This is a genomic window from Microbacterium sp. 18062 (genome assembly GCF_902706225.1).
Taxonomy (GTDB): domain Bacteria; phylum Actinomycetota; class Actinomycetes; order Actinomycetales; family Microbacteriaceae; genus Microbacterium.
The window spans coordinates 60,679-78,522 of record NZ_CACSKB010000008.1; the positions used below are offsets into that span (position 1 = coordinate 60,679).

General features: G+C 71.3%; 18 protein-coding genes and 1 tRNA gene. 7 read left to right on the forward strand and 12 right to left on the reverse strand.

The window, feature by feature from the left end:
* Position 1: 1 nt before the first annotated feature.
* The gene (locus tag GVL03_RS04850) at positions 2–847 is read left to right on the forward strand and encodes an SDR family oxidoreductase (RefSeq protein ID WP_159499865.1); all 846 of its coding nucleotides are present in this window, start codon (positions 2–4) and stop codon (positions 845–847) included.
* Here GVL03_RS04850 and GVL03_RS04855 read toward each other — a convergent pair.
* From GVL03_RS04855 to GVL03_RS04885, 7 genes are all read right to left on the reverse strand, one after another.
* A complete protein-coding gene (locus tag GVL03_RS04855; protein ID WP_159499866.1) occupies positions 825–2,027 on the reverse strand; it encodes a flavin reductase family protein in 1,203 nt (400 codons plus the stop codon). The genes GVL03_RS04850 and GVL03_RS04855 overlap by 23 nt on opposite strands.
* Entirely contained in the window at positions 2,024–2,725 is a 702-nt protein-coding gene (locus GVL03_RS04860; protein ID WP_159499867.1) for a GntR family transcriptional regulator, read from the reverse strand. Before GVL03_RS04860 ends, GVL03_RS04855 begins: the two co-directional genes overlap by 4 nt.
* A 171-nt stretch (positions 2,726–2,896) precedes the next feature.
* Positions 2,897–3,280, reverse strand: coding sequence for an AraC family ligand binding domain-containing protein (locus tag GVL03_RS04865; protein WP_159499868.1), 384 nt, complete (start codon positions 3,278–3,280; stop codon positions 2,897–2,899).
* Entirely contained in the window at positions 3,277–3,450 is a 174-nt protein-coding gene (locus GVL03_RS04870) for a hypothetical protein (protein WP_159499869.1), read from the reverse strand. The genes GVL03_RS04865 and GVL03_RS04870 overlap by 4 nt, the downstream gene beginning before the upstream one ends.
* Positions 3,451–3,674: 224 nt before the next feature.
* A tRNA-Arg gene (locus tag GVL03_RS04875) sits at positions 3,675–3,747 on the reverse strand.
* Between the two features lie 83 nt (positions 3,748–3,830).
* Entirely contained in the window at positions 3,831–4,523 is a 693-nt protein-coding gene (locus GVL03_RS04880; RefSeq protein ID WP_306770309.1) for an asparagine synthase, read from the reverse strand.
* Between the two features lie 364 nt (positions 4,524–4,887).
* On the reverse strand, positions 4,888–5,736 hold the full coding sequence (locus tag GVL03_RS04885) for an alpha/beta fold hydrolase (protein WP_159499870.1): 849 nt from the start codon (positions 5,734–5,736) through the stop codon (positions 4,888–4,890).
* 84 nt (positions 5,737–5,820) lie between these two features.
* Here GVL03_RS04885 and GVL03_RS04890 point away from each other — a divergent pair, with 84 nt between their 5' ends.
* The 6 genes from GVL03_RS04890 to GVL03_RS04915 all read left to right on the forward strand — a co-directional run bounded on the left by GVL03_RS04890 (position 5,821) and on the right by GVL03_RS04915 (position 13,512).
* Entirely contained in the window at positions 5,821–6,279 is a 459-nt protein-coding gene (locus GVL03_RS04890) for a MarR family winged helix-turn-helix transcriptional regulator (RefSeq protein ID WP_159499871.1), read from the forward strand.
* Between the two features lie 65 nt (positions 6,280–6,344).
* Complete coding sequence (locus GVL03_RS04895) at positions 6,345–7,703, forward strand: MFS transporter (RefSeq protein ID WP_159499872.1); 1,359 nt, start codon at positions 6,345–6,347, stop codon at positions 7,701–7,703.
* A gap of 194 nt (positions 7,704–7,897) precedes the next feature.
* On the forward strand, positions 7,898–9,064 hold the full coding sequence (rhaI, locus tag GVL03_RS04900; protein WP_159499873.1) for an L-rhamnose isomerase: 1,167 nt from the start codon (positions 7,898–7,900) through the stop codon (positions 9,062–9,064).
* Positions 9,065–9,117: 53 nt separating this feature from the next.
* A complete protein-coding gene (locus GVL03_RS04905; RefSeq protein ID WP_235038024.1) occupies positions 9,118–9,879 on the forward strand; it encodes a DeoR/GlpR family DNA-binding transcription regulator in 762 nt (253 codons plus the stop codon).
* A 160-nt stretch (positions 9,880–10,039) separates the two neighbouring features.
* The gene (locus GVL03_RS04910) at positions 10,040–12,076 is read left to right on the forward strand and encodes a bifunctional aldolase/short-chain dehydrogenase (RefSeq protein WP_159499874.1); all 2,037 of its coding nucleotides are present in this window, start codon (positions 10,040–10,042) and stop codon (positions 12,074–12,076) included.
* Positions 12,076–13,512 (forward strand): rhamnulokinase family protein, encoded by a 1,437-nt coding sequence (locus GVL03_RS04915; RefSeq protein ID WP_159499875.1) that lies wholly within the window; start codon positions 12,076–12,078, stop codon positions 13,510–13,512. The genes GVL03_RS04910 and GVL03_RS04915 overlap by 1 nt, the downstream gene beginning before the upstream one ends.
* A 10-nt stretch (positions 13,513–13,522) precedes the next feature.
* On the opposite strand, the gene GVL03_RS04920 is transcribed toward GVL03_RS04915, so the two are convergent.
* From GVL03_RS04920 to GVL03_RS04935, 5 genes are all read right to left on the reverse strand, one after another.
* Positions 13,523–13,831 carry a hypothetical protein gene (locus GVL03_RS04920; protein WP_159499876.1) on the reverse strand — a complete coding sequence of 103 codons (309 nt, stop codon included), beginning with the start codon at positions 13,829–13,831 and terminating at the stop codon, positions 13,523–13,525.
* A 168-nt stretch (positions 13,832–13,999) separates the two neighbouring features.
* Complete coding sequence (locus tag GVL03_RS22575; protein ID WP_306770310.1) at positions 14,000–14,131, reverse strand: hypothetical protein; 132 nt, start codon at positions 14,129–14,131, stop codon at positions 14,000–14,002.
* Between the two features lie 95 nt (positions 14,132–14,226).
* The gene (locus GVL03_RS04925) at positions 14,227–14,454 is read right to left on the reverse strand and encodes an SDR family oxidoreductase (protein WP_200847067.1); all 228 of its coding nucleotides are present in this window, start codon (positions 14,452–14,454) and stop codon (positions 14,227–14,229) included.
* A gap of 218 nt (positions 14,455–14,672) precedes the next feature.
* Positions 14,673–17,093 (reverse strand): glycoside hydrolase family 2 TIM barrel-domain containing protein, encoded by a 2,421-nt coding sequence (locus GVL03_RS04930; protein ID WP_159499877.1) that lies wholly within the window; start codon positions 17,091–17,093, stop codon positions 14,673–14,675.
* Positions 17,094–17,108: 15 nt separating this feature from the next.
* The gene (locus GVL03_RS04935) at positions 17,109–17,732 is read right to left on the reverse strand and encodes a TetR/AcrR family transcriptional regulator (RefSeq protein WP_159499878.1); all 624 of its coding nucleotides are present in this window, start codon (positions 17,730–17,732) and stop codon (positions 17,109–17,111) included.
* Between the last annotated feature and the right edge of the window lie 112 nt (positions 17,733–17,844).

The window sequence follows — 17,844 nt, forward strand, 5'->3', positions numbered from 1 at the left end:
GATGACAGGATCACGACGCTGGCTCATCACCGGGGCGGGCAGCGGAATCGGCCGCGCGATCGCCGAGGCCGCCCTCGCACAGGGCGATCGGGTGGCCGCGACCGGGTCGGATGCCGCCGCGGTGCAGCTGTTCGCCGACGCCTACCCCGACCACGCACTGGCACTGCGGCTCGACGTCACCCGCGACGACGACGTGGCGGAGGCGGTGCGCGTCGCCCGCGAGCGCTTTGGCGGCATCGATGTGCTCGTGAACTGCGCGGGCGTGGGCATGCTCGCCGCGGTCGAGGAGGCCACCGACGAAGAGGTGCGGGCGCTCTTCGAGGTGAACTTCTTCGGCACGCTGCGCACCGTCCGCGCGACGGTCCCCCTCATGCGCGCCCAGGGAGGCGGACGCATCGTCAACATCTCCTCGGTGGCCGGCAGGGTGTCGACCTCGCTGGTTGCGCCGTACAGCGCGACCAAGTTCGCCGTCGAGGGGCTCGGGGCCGGGCTCGATGCCGAGACCCGGGGCTTCGGCATCCGTGTCACAACCGTCTCCCCCGGCGCATACGCGACCGGCTTCGCCGCGTCCTCGCGGTCGACCTCGCAGTCGCTGGCCGGCTATGACGGCGTCCGCGAAGCGGCATTCGCCTCGGTCGTCGGCTCGCCGTCGGGCGACCCCGCCGACCTCGCCCGCGCCGTGATGGCCATCGTCGAGTCGGCGAACCCTCCCCTGCGCTTCGCCGCGGGCCAGGACTCCTACGACGCGATCGCGGCGTCCCTGCGCGAGCAGCAGGACGAGCTGAACCGATGGGGCGCGCGCAGCCGTGCCTGCGGCGCCGTCGTCACGGGGTCCCCCGACCGCTGAGGCGCACGAGATCCGCGGCGAACGCCTGCAGGGCGCCTTCGTCCCCGGACGTCTGCTGCGCGGCGATCAGCTCGCCGAGGTGGCTGACCGAAACGATGACCTCCGCCCGCCCGTCGGCCCCGACGATCGGGATCTGCACGGATGATGCCGCCGTCAGCTCCTGCTCCCATCCGGCGGCGGCGGCGCGGACCTCGTCGGCGACGCCGCACCAGAAGCGATCGATGTCGTCGGGCCCGGCAGGTCCCTCGGTGGAGATGCGCTGGAAGGCCTCGAGCGCGGAGGAGTTCAGCCACACGCCGAAGCCACGGGCGCGCGTGGACTGCAGGAGCTCGTCGATGACCCCGCGATCCAGCCCGCCCACGAGGTGGCGCGCGTTCTCTGTCCAGGTGTGCACGGTGTCCTCGTCGCCCCAGGCCGCGAATGCGGCGGCGAGGGGCGCGGCGAACGAGAACGTCGCTCCCACCGGACGTGCCGCCGGCGCGAGGTGGCTGCGCAGGTTCGCCGCGTGCAGCACGAGGACCAGGTCCGCCGCCCTCCCGTAGACCACGCACTCGGCGTTCCACCGTTCGGCGAAAGCGCGCACCTCGGCACGGATCGCATCCACCTGGGCCAGCTGGCGCGACAGCCCTGCGACGTCGTAGTCCAGTGACGAGACCGTGAACGACCCGTATCCACCGCGGAAGTAGATCAGCGGCAGTCCCGCACCAGGCACACCGGCGCCGAACTCTGTCACCTCAGCAAGCACGATGGAGTGGTCGCCCGCCTCGTGCGTGTTCCGGACGCGGCACTCGAACCATGAGACGGCGTCCGCCAGGCGCGGAAGACCGCCGGGCGTGTCCTCCCAGTGCGCCGTGTCCCAGCGATCGGGCGTCTTCCGCGAGAACGCCCGGCACAGCTCTTCGTGCCGCGAGCCGAGCACGCTGACGGCGAACCGCCCCTGCGCTTGGATGCGCGGATAGGTCGAGGAGTCCCGCGCGGGCATGATCGACACCAGAGGAGGGTCCTTCGACACCGCGGCGAAGCTGCCGACCACCATCCCGAGGCGCTCACCGTCCTCGTCGAGCGACGAGACGAGCACCACGCCCGTCGGATACTGACCCAGCACCGCCCGCCACCACTGCGCAGTCGCCGCGGATCGGGCCTGCAGGTCGCTCTGGGTCGTCATCGTTTCCTCCGTCATGCTCGGGTCCTCCCGAAGAGCGCTTCGAGCCGAAGGCGGCGCGAGTGCTCGTGCCGCTGGGCGTCTTCCCTGTCCCGCCGGCCGATCGCGTCGACGACGCCCTCCCGATCGGCCATGTCGTCACCGATCCGCACGAGCGCCGAGGGCCGCAGGCGATGCAGGCATAGCTGCAACTGCAGGGAGTCGACCGTGTCGACGAGGGCCGTGTTCCGTGTCGAACGCGCGATGGTCCGGTCGAGCACGCGATCGAGCACGGCGACGCGTCCCCACAGGGCGAACCGCGCCGCCTGCGCCACCTCACCCACGAGCTCGTTCATCCGCGTCATGTCGCCCGCCGTCCTGGATGTGCAGGCGAGCGCCGCCGCGTGCACCTGCACAGGTGTCAGGAGGGATACCAGGTCGGCGGCGCATGCGCGATCCACCCGGCGCACCTGCGCGCCGCGATATCGCAGCGTCGTGACCAGTCCCGCTTCGTCCAGCCGGAGGATCGCCTCCCGCACCGTCGCGCGCGAGACGTCGAACTGCTCGGCGACCTCGGCCTCGATGAGGCGCTGACCGGGAACGAGCCCTCCCTCTCGCATCGCGATGCGAAGCGCGTCGGCGATGCGCTGCGCGCTGGTGCCCGCATCGCCGCAGTCGACTCCCCCGGCGTCCGCGCCGGTCCGCAGCCAGGAGCTGAGCACCGTCGCATCCGCCATCTTCGCCGCTCCTCGAGATCCACGAAGCACCGCGTGCGACGGTGCGCCGTCAGGCTATGCCTCGCCTCGCGATCAGAGGAAAGAGCAAAGCCCGCCCGATTCATCCATGCCCGTTATGAACACTCCGCCATAGCGCCGGGACCAGTGCGAGCGAATCACTCGTAGAGAGCGTCACCCGCTGCTGTGTCGTGACGGTCCCGGTATCACAAGCGGTGCGATCTGGCGCCCGGAGGCTAACCGAGGTACTGGATGCCGAGTCCGAGGATCATGCTGTGCGAGGGAGGCCGCCCATTCCTGGTCGATGTGGATCATCTGGTACCGCCACGCACCGTCGTCAGGGTTGCAGTCGTGCACGTGGTCAGCGGGGATCAGGACCACGTCTCCCGGGCGGAGGCGGATGACGCCGCCGAGGTGGCCGGCGAGAACGGAGGTGCCCGCGTCGATCAGCCCCACTGAGAACGTGTCGTGAGTGTGCGGGCGATAGCAGGAGTTCTCCTGAGAGGACCGCCTCGCCTCCAGATGCGGAAGATCGTCTCTGCGCCAGAACTCGCTCATACCGCACCCGTCCCGGTGCGGTCACCGCGTGCGAGCGGGCCGGGAAGCGTGAGCGAGCAGGCCAGCCCCGCCAGGTCGTCGGCGAGCTCGGTCGGGTTCTTGCCCTGTTCGGTGAGCCAGTGGGCGATCATCTCGCCGGACAGCGCGGCCAGGAGCGTATCGGCTCGCACATGCGGGACCGGGGCACCTGCGAGGTGGAGGAGGTGGCTTCACTAACCGGAATCTGTTCCGTTTTCTTGGTCCTGTCCACCTGACAGACGGGGCAACTCATGACCCGGCTCTTGCACATCAGCGCCTCCCCACGCGGCGAGGCCTCTGAATCCCTCGCCCACGCGGCCCGGAGACGAAAAATCCCCCGGCTCCGAAGAGCCGGGGGCACTGTCTCAACACAGTGTGCGCCCGAAGGGACTCGAACCCCCAACCTTCTGATCCGTAGTCAGATGCTCTATCCATTGAGCTACGGGCGCCCGTGCTGCGTCCGAATCCGGCGCGCAGGCACTAGGAGAGCCTACCCCACTGCGGGCGCGCTCGCGAATCGAGCAGGCTCGGCTCACTCGAGCTCGCTGAGGTCGATCCCCCTCTGCCGCGGGGCGGGGTCGGCATCGCTCCGCACGGCCGTGTCGTCACGATCGCGGTCCTTCGCCCTGCGGTGGGCGGCGAGCCGCGGCAGGTCGACGAGGCGCAGACTCTGCATCCGCGCGGCGCGCATCATGCCGTAGTCGGGCTCGAGATCGGGCCTGGCCGCCTCGATGCGCAGGGTGCTGTCGATGTTGCGCGCGACCTCCGCCCACGCCGCCTCCCGCGCGGCCTCCACGAGCGTGCGGAGCTCTTCGGGGTCCTCCGCGCGCCCACGCAGCTCCTTCGCGATGCGCTCGGACTGCTTGCGGCGGCGGCGGAGGTTGCGCACGTCGCGACTGCGGTAGTCATGCGTGCCGTCCGAGTCGCTGAAGCGGCGGCGCGCGAGCTTGCGTTCGTGCTCGGCCCGCTCGGCATCGGCCTCGGCCTCGCTCGCGAGCGTCAGCAGCGTCCCTCTCGCCTCGGGCACGAACCGATCGGCGTCGAAGCCCTCGCCGGCCGACAGGATGTCGACGAGGATACGGTTCTTGAGCGTCAGCCGGGTCGCGGCTGCCGCGATGTAGATGCCCTCGGCGACCACGTCGGCGAGCTTGGGGCGGGATACGAGCTTCGCGCGCACGGCACCGAAGCCACCCCGCGAGGCGGACTCGTCCTGTTCTCGTGACACGGCTCTCCCTCGTTCGATTCTACTCGGGAGCCGCGACACCCCTCCCTGCCCGTCCGGCACCGCTCTCGCTCAGAGACCGGATGGACGGGAGACCTCGGCATCAGCTTCTCAGCGCCTCCGACGGGGCGCTCCGTGGGATCGCGAAAGCCGGTCCGCGGGCTCATGTCCGTCCGAACGTGGGCAGAACTCATGACACCCGGCAGACGACACCCGCACCGTCCGCGAGATCCCGGGGAGCATTCACAGCACCCGCCACACATGTCATGAGTGATGAACGGCCCGGCCTCCCCACGCCCTGACGACGCGCCCCTCCGTCTCGACGCTTCCGCTCCTCGCTCAGGGGCCGAACCCGGAGACTCTCGGGTCAGGCGCGGGCGGGGAAGCGGCGGTCGAGCCAGGCGAGCAGGTCGGCGCGCACGTCGGCCTGCACGACCTCGTTGAAGATCTCGTGCCGCGCGCCGGGGTAGACGAGGGTCGTCACGTCGGTGAGCCCGGACCGCTCGCGGTACGCCGCGGCGAGCCGGTGGACGCTGCGGGGACCGCCGACCGTGTCGTCGCGGCCGACCATCAGCAGGAGCGGCAGGTCGCGGCCGAGGTCCTTGCGGGGACGCCCGAACAGGCGCGCGGCGTCGATCGGGCCGAAGAGCGACAGGAGCGAGGCGCTGGTCGTGAGCGGGTCGTCGAGGAACGCCCGGCCGACGCCGTGATCGCTCGAGAGCCACTCGGTGCCCATCGCGGCCTTCGCCTTCCACGGCGCGTTCAGGTCGCCGGCGTTGAGGGTGCCCGGCATCCGCAGCGCCGACCCCGACAGCACGAGCGCGTCGTAGGCCTCCGGATGCCGGTTCACCAGGATCTGCGCGAGGAAGGACCCCCACGAGTGCCCGAGCAGGACGAGGGGGAGGTCGGGATGCTCGCGACGGATCAGCTGCGTGAGCTGCCAGACGGCCTCGACCGCCGCGCGGTGTCCGCCGGGTCCGAGCCGGCCGAGCCGCGCGGCGTCGTTCCACTGCCCCAGCCCGGTGCGACCGTGCCCGCGGTGGTCGTCGGCGTAGACCGTGTAGCCGGCCGCGGTGAGCGCGTCGACGAGGGCCGCGTACCGGCCGGCGTGCTCGCCGACCCCGTGGAGCAGCTGGACGACTGCGCGCGGCGCGGTGCGCGCGACGTGCACGTCGTAGAAGATCGTCACCCCGTGCGCGTCGATTAACTCGGGCATGCGCACGAGTCTAGGGCCCGCGGCCGGGCTGCGCCCGGGTCCGCACGGGCGCAGCCCGGATTTACTTAGCTATACTAATAAGCTATGCTAACGATCGATATGGCGCCTTCCGACGAGCATCCCCCCGGGCTCTCGGACGCCGCATCCGACCTCCGGATGGCGACGTTCAAGCTCTCCCGGCGCCTCCGCGCCGAGCGGGCGGTCGACACCATGAGCGACGGCCAGTACGCGGTGCTGGCGAACCTGAAGGTCCACGGGCCGCACACGCTCGGCGAGCTCGCCGCCCGCGAGCGGGTGACCGCCCCGTCGATGAACCGCACCGTGAACTTCCTGGAGGAGTCCGGCTATCTCGTGCGCACCCCGGACGACGACGACCGCCGCAAGGTGAACGTCTCGCTCACCGACGAGGGGCGCGCGGTCGTCGAGGAGACCGTACGGCGCCGCAACGCCTGGCTCGAAGAGGCCCTCGGCGAGCTCGACGCCGAGCAGCGCAGGACGCTCGCCGTGGCCGCCGGGATCATGCGCGCGGTGGCCGAGCGATGACCACCAGGCCTTCTCCACGCGCCGCCGGCGCGACGCGCGGAGCCGCCGGGCGCGGGGGCCCCGCGATGTTCCGCTCGCTCGGGCTGTTCAACTACCGCGTCTGGTTCCTCGGCGCTCTCGTCTCCAACATCGGCGGATGGATGCAGGCCACCGCCCAGGACTGGGTCGTGCTGACCGAGCTCACCGACAACGATGCGACGGCGATGGGCGTCACGATGGCCCTGCAGTTCGGGCCGCCGCTGCTGCTCGTCGGCGTCACCGGATGGGTCGCCGACCGCTTCGACCGACGGCGACTGCTCATGACCACGCAGTCCACGCTCATGGGCCTCGCGATCGTCGCCGGTGCCCTCCTCCTCTCCGGCGTGATGACCCTGCCGCTCATGTTCGCCTTCGCGCTCGCGTTCGGGGTCGTGAACGCGTTCGACGCCCCCGCCCGCCAGGCGTTCGTCACGGACGTCGTCACGCGGGAGAACGCGGCCAACGCCGTCGCGCTGAACTCCGCCTCCTTCAACGCGGCACGACTGCTCGGCCCCGCCGTCGCCGGATTCCTCATCGTGCTCGTGGGCTCCGGCTGGGTGTTCGTCGTCAACGCCGGCACGTTCCTCGCCATGCTCGTCGCCCTGCTGCTCATCCGTCGCGGCGAGCTCATCCCGCGCGTGAAGGCGCCGGGAGCGGCGCGGCTGGCCGACGGGTTCCGCTACGTCGCCGGCCGCCCCGACCTCGTCGTGACGTTCGTGATGGTCTTCCTGATCGGCGCGTTCGGCATGAACTTCCCGATCTTCGCCTCCACCATGGCGCTGGAGTTCGGGCAGCAGGCCGACGGCTACGGGGTGCTGAGCTCGATCCTGGCGATCGGCTCCCTGGCGGGCGCTCTGCTCGCCGCCCGTCGGGACCGCGCCCGGATGCGGGTCGTCATGGTCGCCGCGGGCGGGTTCGGGGTGTTCTCGCTCGCCTCGTCCGCGATGCCGACCTACGTCCTCTACGCCGTGTCGCTCGTCTTCGTCGGCTTCGCCACCGTGACGGTGCTGACCACCGCGAACGGATACGTGCAGACGACCACCGACCCGGGGCTGCGCGGCCGGGTCCTCGCCCTTTACATGGCGGTCCTGATGGGGGCGACCCCGATCGGCGCCCCCATCGCCGGCTGGGTGGCGAACGTCTGGGGGCCCCGCGCGGCGATCGTCCTGGGGGCGAGTGCGGGCCTGCTCGCCTGCGCGATCGGCATGGCATGGCTGCTCCTGTCTGGCCGGGTGCACCGCGACGCCGCGCGCCGCTTCCGCCTGACGATCGACGAGACGCGCCCACTCCCGATCCTCGCCCCCGAGGAGTTCTCCGACGAGGTCGCGGGCACGACCCCCATCCGCCTGCCGGAGCCGCCGGGCGTCCCCCGCGGGCGCACGACGGCCTCGCACCGCCACCCCTGATGCGAACGTCTCCCCGGAGGGGGAGACTCCGCATCCTTCGTTGATCGTCAGCGACCCAGACCGCTGATCCGGAGCGTTTCCGCGGTCGCCGAGCGCGGGTCGACGAGGCGCGCGGATTGCGTCGGGCTCTCCTGCGCATTACGATTGAAACGTTTTAGCATGCCGTTCATGCTTCCGACGAAGAAAGCAGCCCCATGTCACTTCTCTCTCCTCAGGTTCTGGCGGCTCTCGAGGCGCAGGCGATCGAGCTGCCGAGCTGGGCGTTCGGGAACTCCGGCACCCGGTTCCGCGTGTTCCCGACCGCGGGGACCCCGCGGGACGTCTTCGAGAAGATCGCCGACGCCGCCGAGGTCAACCGCGTCACCGCGCTCGCCCCCTCCGTCGCCCTGCACATCCCCTGGGACCGGGTCGACGACTACGACGCGCTCCGCCGTCACGCCGAGGACCTCGGCGTGACCCTCGGCACGATCAACTCCAACACGTTCCAGGACGAGGACTACAAGTTCGGGGCCCTCACCCACCACGACGACCGCATCCGGCGCAAGGCGATCGACCACCACCTCGCCTGCATCGACATCATGGACCGGACCGGGTCCCGCGACCTGAAGATCTGGCTCGCCGAGGGCTCCAACTACCCCGGCCAGACCGACATGCGCGCCCGCCAGGACCGCCTCCACGACTCGCTGCAGGAGATCTACGCGCGCCTGGGCGACGCGCAGCGCCTCGTCCTCGAGTACAAGTTCTTCGAGCCGTCGTTCTACCACACCGACGTCCCCGACTGGGGCACCTCCTACGCCCAGGTCGCCGCTCTCGGCGACAGGGCGCTCGTCTGCCTCGACACCGGCCACCACGCCCCGGGCACCAACATCGAGTTCATCGTGATGCAGCTCCTCCGCCTCGGAAAGCTCGGCTCGTTCGACTTCAACTCCCGCTTCTACGCCGACGACGACCTCATCGTCGGCGCCGCCGACCCCTTCCAGCTGTTCCGCATCCTCGTCGAGGTGATCCGCGGCGGGGGCCTGAACAACCCCGACGTCGCCTTCATGCTCGACCAGTGCCACAACGTCGAGGCGAAGATCCCCGGACAGATCCGCTCGGTGCTGAACGTGCAGGAGATGACCGCGCGGGCCCTGCTCATCGACCACGATGCCCTCGCGGCGGCCCAGGGCGCGAACGACGTGCTGGGCGCGCAAGCGGTGTTCATGGACGCCTTCTACACCGACGTGCGCCCCGCCCTCGCCGAATGGCGCGAGTCGCGCGGCCTCCCCACCGACCCGATGGCCGCGTACGCCGCATCCGGGTACCAGGAGCGCATCGAGTCCGAGCGCGCGGGCGGCACGCAGGCCGGCTGGGGCGCCTGACGCCACCGGTGCCATGACCACGCGCGCGCGGCCGGCGGATAGCATCTGACGACATGGCTATCGTCTCGACCGTGAGCGGCGAACTCCGCCGCCGAATGGTGCTCGACCTGCTCGACGAGCACGGCCGGGTGCTGCTCGACGACCTGGCGACCCGGCTCGGCGTCTCGGGGATGACGGTCCGGCGCGACCTCGACGAGCTGGAGGCCGCGGGACTCCTCCGTCGCGTGCGCGGCGGCGCCGTGAGCGTCTCGCGGGCGCGCCCGTTCGCCGAGCGGATGGCGGCGGACATCGACGCGAAGCGCACGATCGCGCGGAAGGCCGCGACGCTCGTGCCCCGTACGGGCTACGTCGCCTTCGACGCGTCGTCGACGATCGGGGTGCTGCTGGAGACGATCGCCCCCGACTCGGAGCACATCGCCGTGACCAACTCGATCGACAACTTCCGGCACGCCTCCGCCCGCGCGCCCGAGCGCAGCATCCTCGTCGGCGGCGAGGCCGAGGCGTCGACCGGCAGCCTCGTCGGCCCCCTGGCGTGCCGGATGGCGTCGTCGCTCCAGTACGAGCGGTTCTTCGCCTCGGCGTCCGCCATCGAGACGGCGTGGGGCACCTCCGAGGTCACCCCCCGCGAGGCGCAGGTGAAGCAGGTGTTCGCCGAGCGCGCGGCCTCGACCGTGCTGCTCGCGACGGCGGGCAAGCTGCGGGACTCCGGCGTCGCCCGCACGCTCCCCTGGGACGACATCGACCTCGTCCTCACCGAGCTGCCGCCCGAGGCCACCGAGCTCGACGGGCTCCGCGACGTCGTCGAGCTGTGCTGATGCGCACGCCCCTGGGAGGGACCTCCGCATAGTCCTGGTCGGTCCTCAGGCCGGGGCCGCTGACCCGCACACGGGTTGACGCGAGCATCCTGATATGTGACTGTTTGTGAGTACGAACATAAACGAACACTCGTCTTCGCGAACCAACGAAGGAACACCCATGACGAACCCGACCGCCGCCGAGCTCATCGCGCGCAGCAACCGCCTCGGCGCAGACCCGAAGAACACGAACTACGCCGGCGGCAACACGTCGGCGAAGGGCACCGAGACCGACCCGGTCACGGGCGAGCCGGTGGAGCTGCTGTGGGTGAAGGGCTCCGGCGGCGACCTCGGAACCCTCACCGAGAAGGGACTCGCGGTGCTGCGCCTCGACCGCCTGCGCGCCCTCCAGAACGTGTACCCGGGCGTCGAGCGCGAGGACGAGATGGTCGCCGCGTTCGACTACTGCCTGCACGGAAAGGGCGGAGCCGCCCCTTCGATCGACACCGCCATGCACGGCCTCGTCGACGCCGCGCACGTCGACCACCTGCATCCGGACTCCGGCATCGCGATCGCGACCTCCGCGGACGGCGAGGAGCTGACGAAGAAGGTCTTCGGCGAGAAGGTCGCGTGGGTGCCGTGGCGGCGCCCCGGCTTCCAGCTCGGTCTCGACATCGCGGCCATCAAGGCCGAGAACCCTGCGGCCGTCGGCTGCATCCTGGGCGGACACGGCATCACGGCCTGGGGCGACACCTCGGCCGAGGCCGAGGCGAACTCGCTCTGGATCATCGACACCGCCGCCGCGTACATCGCCGAGCACGGCAAGGCGGAGCCCTTCGGGGCCGTGCGCTCCGGCTACGAGGCGCTGCCGGAGGCCGAGCGCCGGGCCCGTGCGGCCGCCCTCGCGCCCACCATCCGCGGCATCGCGAGCCACGACAAGCCCACCGTCGGCCACTACGACGACAGCGACGTCGTGCTGGACTTCCTCGCCTCCGAGAAGGCACCCGCCCTCGCCGCGCTCGGCACGAGCTGCCCCGACCACTTCCTGCGCACGAAGGTGAAGCCGCTGCTGCTCGACCTGCCCGCGACGGCGACCGTCGAGGAGCAGATCGCGCGGCTCCACGAGCTGCACGAGGAGTACCGCGCCGACTACCAGTCGTACTACGACGCGCACGCCGACTCGTCGAGCCCCGCCATCCGCGGTGCGGACCCGCTCATCGTGCTCGTTCCCGGCGTCGGCCAGTTCAGCTACGGCGCCAACAAGCAGACCGCGCGGGTCGCCGGGGAGTTCTACATCAACGCCATCAACGTCATGCGCGGCGCCGAGGCGCTCTCGGCCTACACCCCGATCTCGGACGCCGAGAAGTTCCGCATCGAGTACTGGGCGCTCGAAGAGGCGAAGCTGCAGCGACTGCCGAAGCCGAAGACCCACCAGGGCCGTATCGCGTTCGTCACGGGCGCCGCATCCGGCATCGGCAAGGCCATCGCCACGCGCCTCGCCGCCGAGGGCGCGTGCGTCGTCGTGGCCGACCTCGACCTGGAGAAGGCGCAGGCGGTGGCCGCCGAGCTCGGCGGGACCGACGTCGCGATCGGCGTCGCCGCGAACGTGGCGGATGCGGATGGCGTGCAGGCCGCGATCGACGCGACCCTCCTCGCCTTCGGCGGCATCGACCTCGTCGTCAACAACGCCGGGCTGTCACTGTCGAAGCCGCTGCTGGAGACCACCGAGAAGGACTGGGACCTGCAGCACGACGTCATGGCGAAGGGCTCGTTCCTCGTCTCGAAGGCCGCGGCCAAGGCGCTCATCGAGCAGAAGCTCGGCGGCGACGTCGTCTACATCTCGTCGAAGAACAGCGTGTTCGCCGGGCCCAACAACATCGCCTACTCGGCGACGAAGGCCGACCAGGCGCACCAGGTGCGCCTCCTCGCGGTCGAGCTCGGCGAGCATGGCGTGCGTGTGAACGGCATCAACCCCGACGGCGTCGTGCGCGGCTCGGGCATCTTCGCCTCCGGATGGGGCGCCAACCGCGCCGCGACCTACGGGGTGAACGAGGAGGACCTCGGCCAGTTCTACGCGAACCGCACGATCCTCAAGCGCGAGGTCGTCCCCGAGAACGTCGCCGACGCGGTGTACGTGCTCACCGGGCCCGAGCTCAGCCGCACCACGGGCCTGCACATCCCGGTCGACTCCGGCGTCGCCGCCGCGTTCCTGCGGTGATGACGGAAGCACCGGGGGCGGTCGCAGCGGTCGACCTCGGCGCCACGAGCGGGCGGGTCATCGTCGGGCACGTCGGCCGCGACACTCTGCGCCTCGAACAGGTCGCGCGCTTCGCGAACGGGCCCCTGCGGCTGGCCTCGGGACTGCATTGGAACCTCACCGGTCTCTACGCGCACGCGCTCGACGGCCTCGCCCGCGCCGTCCGCGCGGAACCGGGCATCGCAAGCGTCGGCATCGACTCGTGGGCGGTCGACTACGCGCTGCTGCGCGGGGACCGGATGCTGGGCGAGCCGTTCCACTACCGCGACGATCGCGCCATGCGCGGCGTCGAGGCGGTGCATGCGGTGAGGCCGTTCGACGAGCTGTACGCGCGCAACGGCCTGCAGTTCCTCGCCTTCAACACGCTCTACCAGCTCGCCGAGGAGCGCCGCGACGGGCTGCTCGACCTCGCCGACACGGCGCTGCTCGTTCCCGACGCGCTCGCGTTCCAGCTCGCCGGCGCCCGGGTCGCGGAGCGCACGAACGCGTCGACGACGGGGCTCGTCCGCGTCGCGGACGGCGAGTGGGACACGGAGCTCATGGCAGACCTGGGGCTTCGCGCATCCCTCTTCCCCGCGCTCGTGGATCCGGGCACCTCGCTCGGCTCGCTGCGGCCCGCGCTGGCCGATCAGGTGGGCGCGGCCCTCGAGGTCGTCGCCGTCGGCTCGCACGACACCGCATCCGCCGTCGTCGCCGTGCCGATGGCCGACCCCGAGACGTCCGCATACATCTCCTGCGGCACGTGGGGGCTCGTAGGCCTCGAGCTCGAGAGCCCCGTGACGACGGATGCGGCGCGGCGCGCGAACGTGACGAACGAGGGCGGCGTCGACGGGCGCGTGCGGTTCCTGCACAACGTCATGGGGCTCTGGCTGCTGAGCGAGTCGGTACGCCGGTGGGAACGCGAGAGCGGTCAGCCGATCGATCTGCCGACGCTGCTCGCGGACGCGGCGGAGGTTCCGCCGGCATCCGTGCCCGTGTTCGACGCGAACGATCCGGTGTTCCTCGCCCCGGGCGACATGCCGGAGCGGATCGCGCGCTGGTACCGCGAGCACGACCTCGCCGTGCCGACGACCCGCGCGTCGTTCGCCCGCGCCATCGTCGAGAGCCTCGCCGATGCGTTCGCGCGGACGGTGCGGACGGTCGCGGAGCTCGCGGGGCGCCGCATCGAGACGATCCACGTCGTCGGCGGCGGCGCGCTCAACACGCTGCTCTGCCAGCGCACGGCGGATCGCTCGGGGCTCACGGTGCTCGCAGGCCCGGTCGAGGCCACCGCGATCGGGAATGTGCTCGTGCAGGCGCGCGCGCAGGGCTGGTTCGGGCGCGACGCGACGCTCGAGGACCTGCGCGCCCTCGTGACGCGGACCCATGAGCCGGTGCGGTACCTGCCGCGCGACTGAGCGGGCGCACTCAGCGAATGATGCGCCGGCGCCAGCCGTCGGAGTCGGCGCGCAGAGAACGCCCCGTCGCGCGGCGGTGCCGACGGCTCCATCGCACCCGCACGATGCCCACGATCAGACCGCCCGACGCCGCCGCCAGAACGAACAGCACCGACAGCAGCAGCCAGGGCGACACCCCGACCGTGCCGACGACCAGGTGCACGACCGTGAACGCCAGCAGGACGAGCGCACCGACTGTGATGAGCGCGCCGGCCACAAGGGCTGCCACCGGATGGCGCACCGGGCGGTAGAACAGACTGCCGGAGGCGTCCCGAGGCACCGCGTACGGCTCCCGGGAACGCTCGCCCGGTAGCCACCGGCTTTGACGCGCGTACATCATGCGGGCGAGTTCGGGCGGCGGGACTCGCAACCGATCAGTGGCACGGCGTCGCTTCTCTTGCTCATGACGCGCTCCCCTCGCCGCGTGCCGTCCCGCGCGGCCGTACGCTCAACAATATCGCTCCGTCACGGAGGCGATCCCTCGGGCCTCACGCCCGGAGACGGCGAGGAAGCCGTTCGCCGGCGCCGTGACGAGCGCGCCGTCGGCGTCCTCGACCAGTCGGCCCAGGCAGACCGACATCCCCGAAGCCTTCTGGCGGGACCTCACCGCCGCAGGCCTGACGTCCTGAGGCGCCGCGCTTCGTCTCGCCGTTCGGCGATGCGAGCCGACCGGGGTCAGCGGCTGGTGTAACCACCGTCGATCGGCAGGGACACGCCCGAGATCATCGCGGCGCCGTCGCCGAGGAGGAAGACGATGGGTGCTGCGATGTCGTCCTCGGTCGCCCAGCGATGCAGGGGCATGGCCTCGAGGAACGGCCCCTCGATCTCGGGACGGCTCTTCGCCGCGGCGATCGCCTCCCACGAGAGCGGTGCCCAGGTCGCCCCGGCGCCTGAGCTCCACACGGTGCGGCGCGCCCGAAGCGACGAGACGAAGGGGCGCGGTGCGCCGGTTCCGGAGGGGCGCTTCGTCTCGCCGCGCTCGCTCAGCGACCGGGGTCCTGCTCTCGATCCCTGAGCGAGGAGCGACGCTCCGAGACGAAGGGCAGCGACCGGGCTCTCGTCACCTCACGGAGTGCACCACAGGGGCGCTGAGACGCGGACCCGAGAATCTCCCGGCGCCGTCAGCCCACCGCATCCACGACGACCGCGTCCTCCTGCCCTGGCGTCGACACCCGCACCGTGATCGGCCCCGGTCCGGTCGGCCGGACGATCGCGAGCGCACGGCCGTCGTAGGTCGTGACCGAGGCGTCGCTGAAGCGCTCCTCGGTGCGCGCCCGCCCCGACCCGATCCCGGCGAGCACTCCCGGCCCCTCGACCATGACCGACACGACGACGTCGCGGTCGCTCGCCACGACGCCCCTCCGGTCCTCGACCGTGATGCCGAGATAGGCCAGATCCTCTCCGCCCGTGCGCACCTCGGCCCGCTCGGCGCGCACCCGCAGGCGAGTCTCCCCCGCCGTCCGCAGCGTCTCCCGACCGATCTCGACTCCGCCCCGCCGTGCGACGGCGGTCAGCTCGCCGGGACGGTAGGCGACCTCGAACCGGGCGACGAACGCCTTGACCGCACCGACCGGGGCCGTCGCCAGCGCGACGCCGTCCAGGAGCAGCTCGACCTCGTCGGCCGCCGCGTACACGTCGACGTCCACCGGGCATCCCGGCGCCGCATCCCACGTCCAGCTCGCGATCGCGTCGTCCCAGGACCACGGCGTCCTCGCGGTGGGGCGGCCGTGATGCCGCGGTCGATGCACCGCGATCCACGGGGCTGCCCGCCGGCCGAAGACGATCTCGCGATAGTAGGAGGGCGCGCGGCGGTGTCCGGTGATGTCGATGTCGCCGCAGGCGGCGAGCAGGTACGGGTACGGACCCGCCGTGCCGGTGTCCTCGTAGCCGGGCTCGTCGGTGAGGTCGACGCGTCCGATCCCCGCCTCGCCGATGTAGTCCCAGCCGGTCCAGGTGAAGTCGCCGATCACGTGCGGGAAGCGCTCGACGAGCGCCCACATCTGGTCGATCCGCTCGGGGAAGGTCTCCGATCCGACGATCACGCGGTTCGGGAACAGCTCGGCGTCCAGCCCGTACCGCGAGTCCGCGTAGTTGAACCCGACCACGTCGAGGACGGCGGCGGACTCCTCGGTGGAGCGGGTCACGAGCTCCGAGGCGTTCATGAGCGCCATCTGCTCCCCCAGGCCCGCCATCATCGTGTTCGGATCGGTCGCCTCGGCCTCGGCCATCGCCTCGCCCATCCGACCGAGGTTGGCGATGATCCCGTTGATCCCGTTCGTCACGAACCGCGTGTCGTCGGCGGCGCGGACCGCCTCGGCGATGCGGCGGCTCCACGCGGACCCGAGGGGGCTGGCGAGCTCCAGGATCTCGTTGCCGATGGAGTAGAGCACGACGCTCGGATGGTTGACGTCCTTCGCCACCATCGCCTCGACGTCGCGTCGCCACCTCTCCGGAAAGGTCAGGGCGTAGTCGAACGCCGTCTTCGACCTCGTCCACACGTCGGTGAGCTCGTCCATGACGTAGACGCCGTGCCGGTCGCAGGCCTCGAGCATGGCGCGGCTCATCGGGTTGTGGGCGCTGCGCACAGCGTTGAACCCGGCCTCCTTCAGCAGACGGATGCGGCGGTCCTCGGCCGCGGCGATCGTCGCAGCCCCCAGCGGCCCGTTGTCGTGGTGCACGCAGGCGCCGCGCAGCTTCACGCCGCGCCCGTTCACCTGGAGCCCCCGCTCCGGGTCGAGCTGCAGGCGCCGGATGCCGAAGCGCACGTGCTCCCGGTCGATGTCCGCGCCCTCGTCCGTGAGCCGTACGTGGAGGTCGTAGAGCGCCGGGACCTCGTCGCTCCACAGGCGCGGTGCGGGCACGGACAGTCGCGCCCGTGCCATCGCCGGCTCGCCGGGGAGAACCGTGACCGGACTGTCGCCGCGCGCGGCGACAGAACCGTCGGGTCCGGTCACCGTCCACGCGATGCGCACGGTGCGCGTGTGCCTCGAGGCGTTCTCGACCCGCGTCCGGACGGCGACGATCGCGCGAGCCGCGTCGATGTCGGGCGTCTCGACGCGCACGCCGTCCGCCGCGATGTGCACGGGATCGGCGACAGCGAGGTGCACCGGCCGGTATATGCCCGCACCGGAATACCACCGGCTGTCCTTGTGCGCGCGGGCCTCGACGGTGAGACGGTTGTGCTGCCCGAACCGCAGGAACGGCTCCAGCCGCGCCACGAAGCCCACATAGCCGTTCGGCTCGTGGACGACCACATCGCCGTTCAGCGCGACGACCGCGTCGCGGTAGACGCCCTCGAACTCGATCGCGACGACGTTCTCCCGCCACGTCTCCGGCGCGAAGAAGGTCTTCGCATACTCGAAGACCCCGCCGGGGTGATAGCCGGCGTGCACGCCCTGCTCGCTGTCAGGGCTTCTCGGGAGGTCCCTCAGCGCGTCGTGAGGAACCGTGACGGGCACCGGGGCGGTGTCGCCCTCGGGCGTCTCGAACGCGCCGAGCTTGGGCCCCACGGTCCAGTCGTCGCCGAAGGGGGTGCGGATCATGATCGAGCCTCCTGCTCAGAAGTCGGCGACGAGGCCTGCGAAGTACTCGCGAAGCGCCTCGGACATGTCGACGACGTCGCGGTTGAGCAGCCACTGCACCTGCAGTCCGTCCATGAGCGCGAGCGTCGCGATCGCCGCGCGCGCCGGGTCGGCGCCCTCGCGCAGACGCCCGTCGCGGGCGATCCTCTCGAACGCGCGGCCGACCATGCCCCGCGCCCAGTCGTACCGGCCCAGGAAGTACCCGTGTGCCGGATGATCCGGCGAGGTCGCCTCCGCCGACAGGGTGCAGTAGAGCTCCACGACCCCCGGCACAGATGCGTTGTGGGCGGCCAGCTCGACGAGGCCGCGCAGCGTCTCGGCGCCGTCCTCGGCATCGACGATGATGTGCACGCGAGACAGGTCGTCGCCGTCGCGTCGATCGAGCACTGCCGCCAACAGCGCCTCCTTGTTGGGGAAGTGGTGCAGCAGGCCCGCCTCACTCATCCCCACCCGTGTCGCGATCTCCCGCAGCGAGCCCGCCCGGTAGCCGGACTCGGCGAACACCCCCAGGGCGGCGGCGAGGATGGCCTCGCGCTTCGCGCCCGTCTTCGCGTACTCGCCCCGCGGCCCGCGGCGAGCGCGTTCGGTCGTCTCCGTCATCGTCTCACCGTATTCCCCTCGCGAACCGTCGTCGGCCCGTTCGCGCAGTCCGTTCTGCGCGCGTCAGTAACGAAAACCTAGCGATGACTCCGTTCGGAGACGAATCCCTAGT

Coding starts and splice junctions, on each gene's coding strand:
- GVL03_RS04895 (WP_159499872.1), top strand. CDS start 6,345: ATGTTCCGCTCGCTCGGGCTGTTCAACTACCGCGTCTGGTTCCTCGGC.
- GVL03_RS04855 (WP_159499866.1), bottom strand. CDS start 2,027: ATGACGGAGGAAACGATGACGACCCAGAGCGACCTGCAGGCCCGATCC.
- GVL03_RS04860 (WP_159499867.1), bottom strand. CDS start 2,725: ATGGCGGATGCGACGGTGCTCAGCTCCTGGCTGCGGACCGGCGCGGAC.
- GVL03_RS22575 (WP_306770310.1), bottom strand. CDS start 14,131: ATGTCGGTCTGCCTGGGCCGACTGGTCGAGGACGCCGACGGCGCGCTC.
- GVL03_RS04935 (WP_159499878.1), bottom strand. CDS start 17,732: ATGACGGAGACGACCGAACGCGCTCGCCGCGGGCCGCGGGGCGAGTAC.
- GVL03_RS04915 (WP_159499875.1), top strand. CDS start 12,076: ATGACGGAAGCACCGGGGGCGGTCGCAGCGGTCGACCTCGGCGCCACG.
- GVL03_RS04890 (WP_159499871.1), top strand. CDS start 5,821: ATGCTAACGATCGATATGGCGCCTTCCGACGAGCATCCCCCCGGGCTC.
- GVL03_RS04850 (WP_159499865.1), top strand. CDS start 2: ATGACAGGATCACGACGCTGGCTCATCACCGGGGCGGGCAGCGGAATC.
- GVL03_RS04905 (WP_235038024.1), top strand. CDS start 9,118: ATGGCTATCGTCTCGACCGTGAGCGGCGAACTCCGCCGCCGAATGGTG.
- GVL03_RS04910 (WP_159499874.1), top strand. CDS start 10,040: ATGACGAACCCGACCGCCGCCGAGCTCATCGCGCGCAGCAACCGCCTC.
- GVL03_RS04865 (WP_159499868.1), bottom strand. CDS start 3,280: ATGAGCGAGTTCTGGCGCAGAGACGATCTTCCGCATCTGGAGGCGAGG.
- GVL03_RS04885 (WP_159499870.1), bottom strand. CDS start 5,736: ATGCCCGAGTTAATCGACGCGCACGGGGTGACGATCTTCTACGACGTG.
- rhaI (WP_159499873.1), top strand. CDS start 7,898: ATGTCACTTCTCTCTCCTCAGGTTCTGGCGGCTCTCGAGGCGCAGGCG.
- GVL03_RS04930 (WP_159499877.1), bottom strand. CDS start 17,093: ATGATCCGCACCCCCTTCGGCGACGACTGGACCGTGGGGCCCAAGCTC.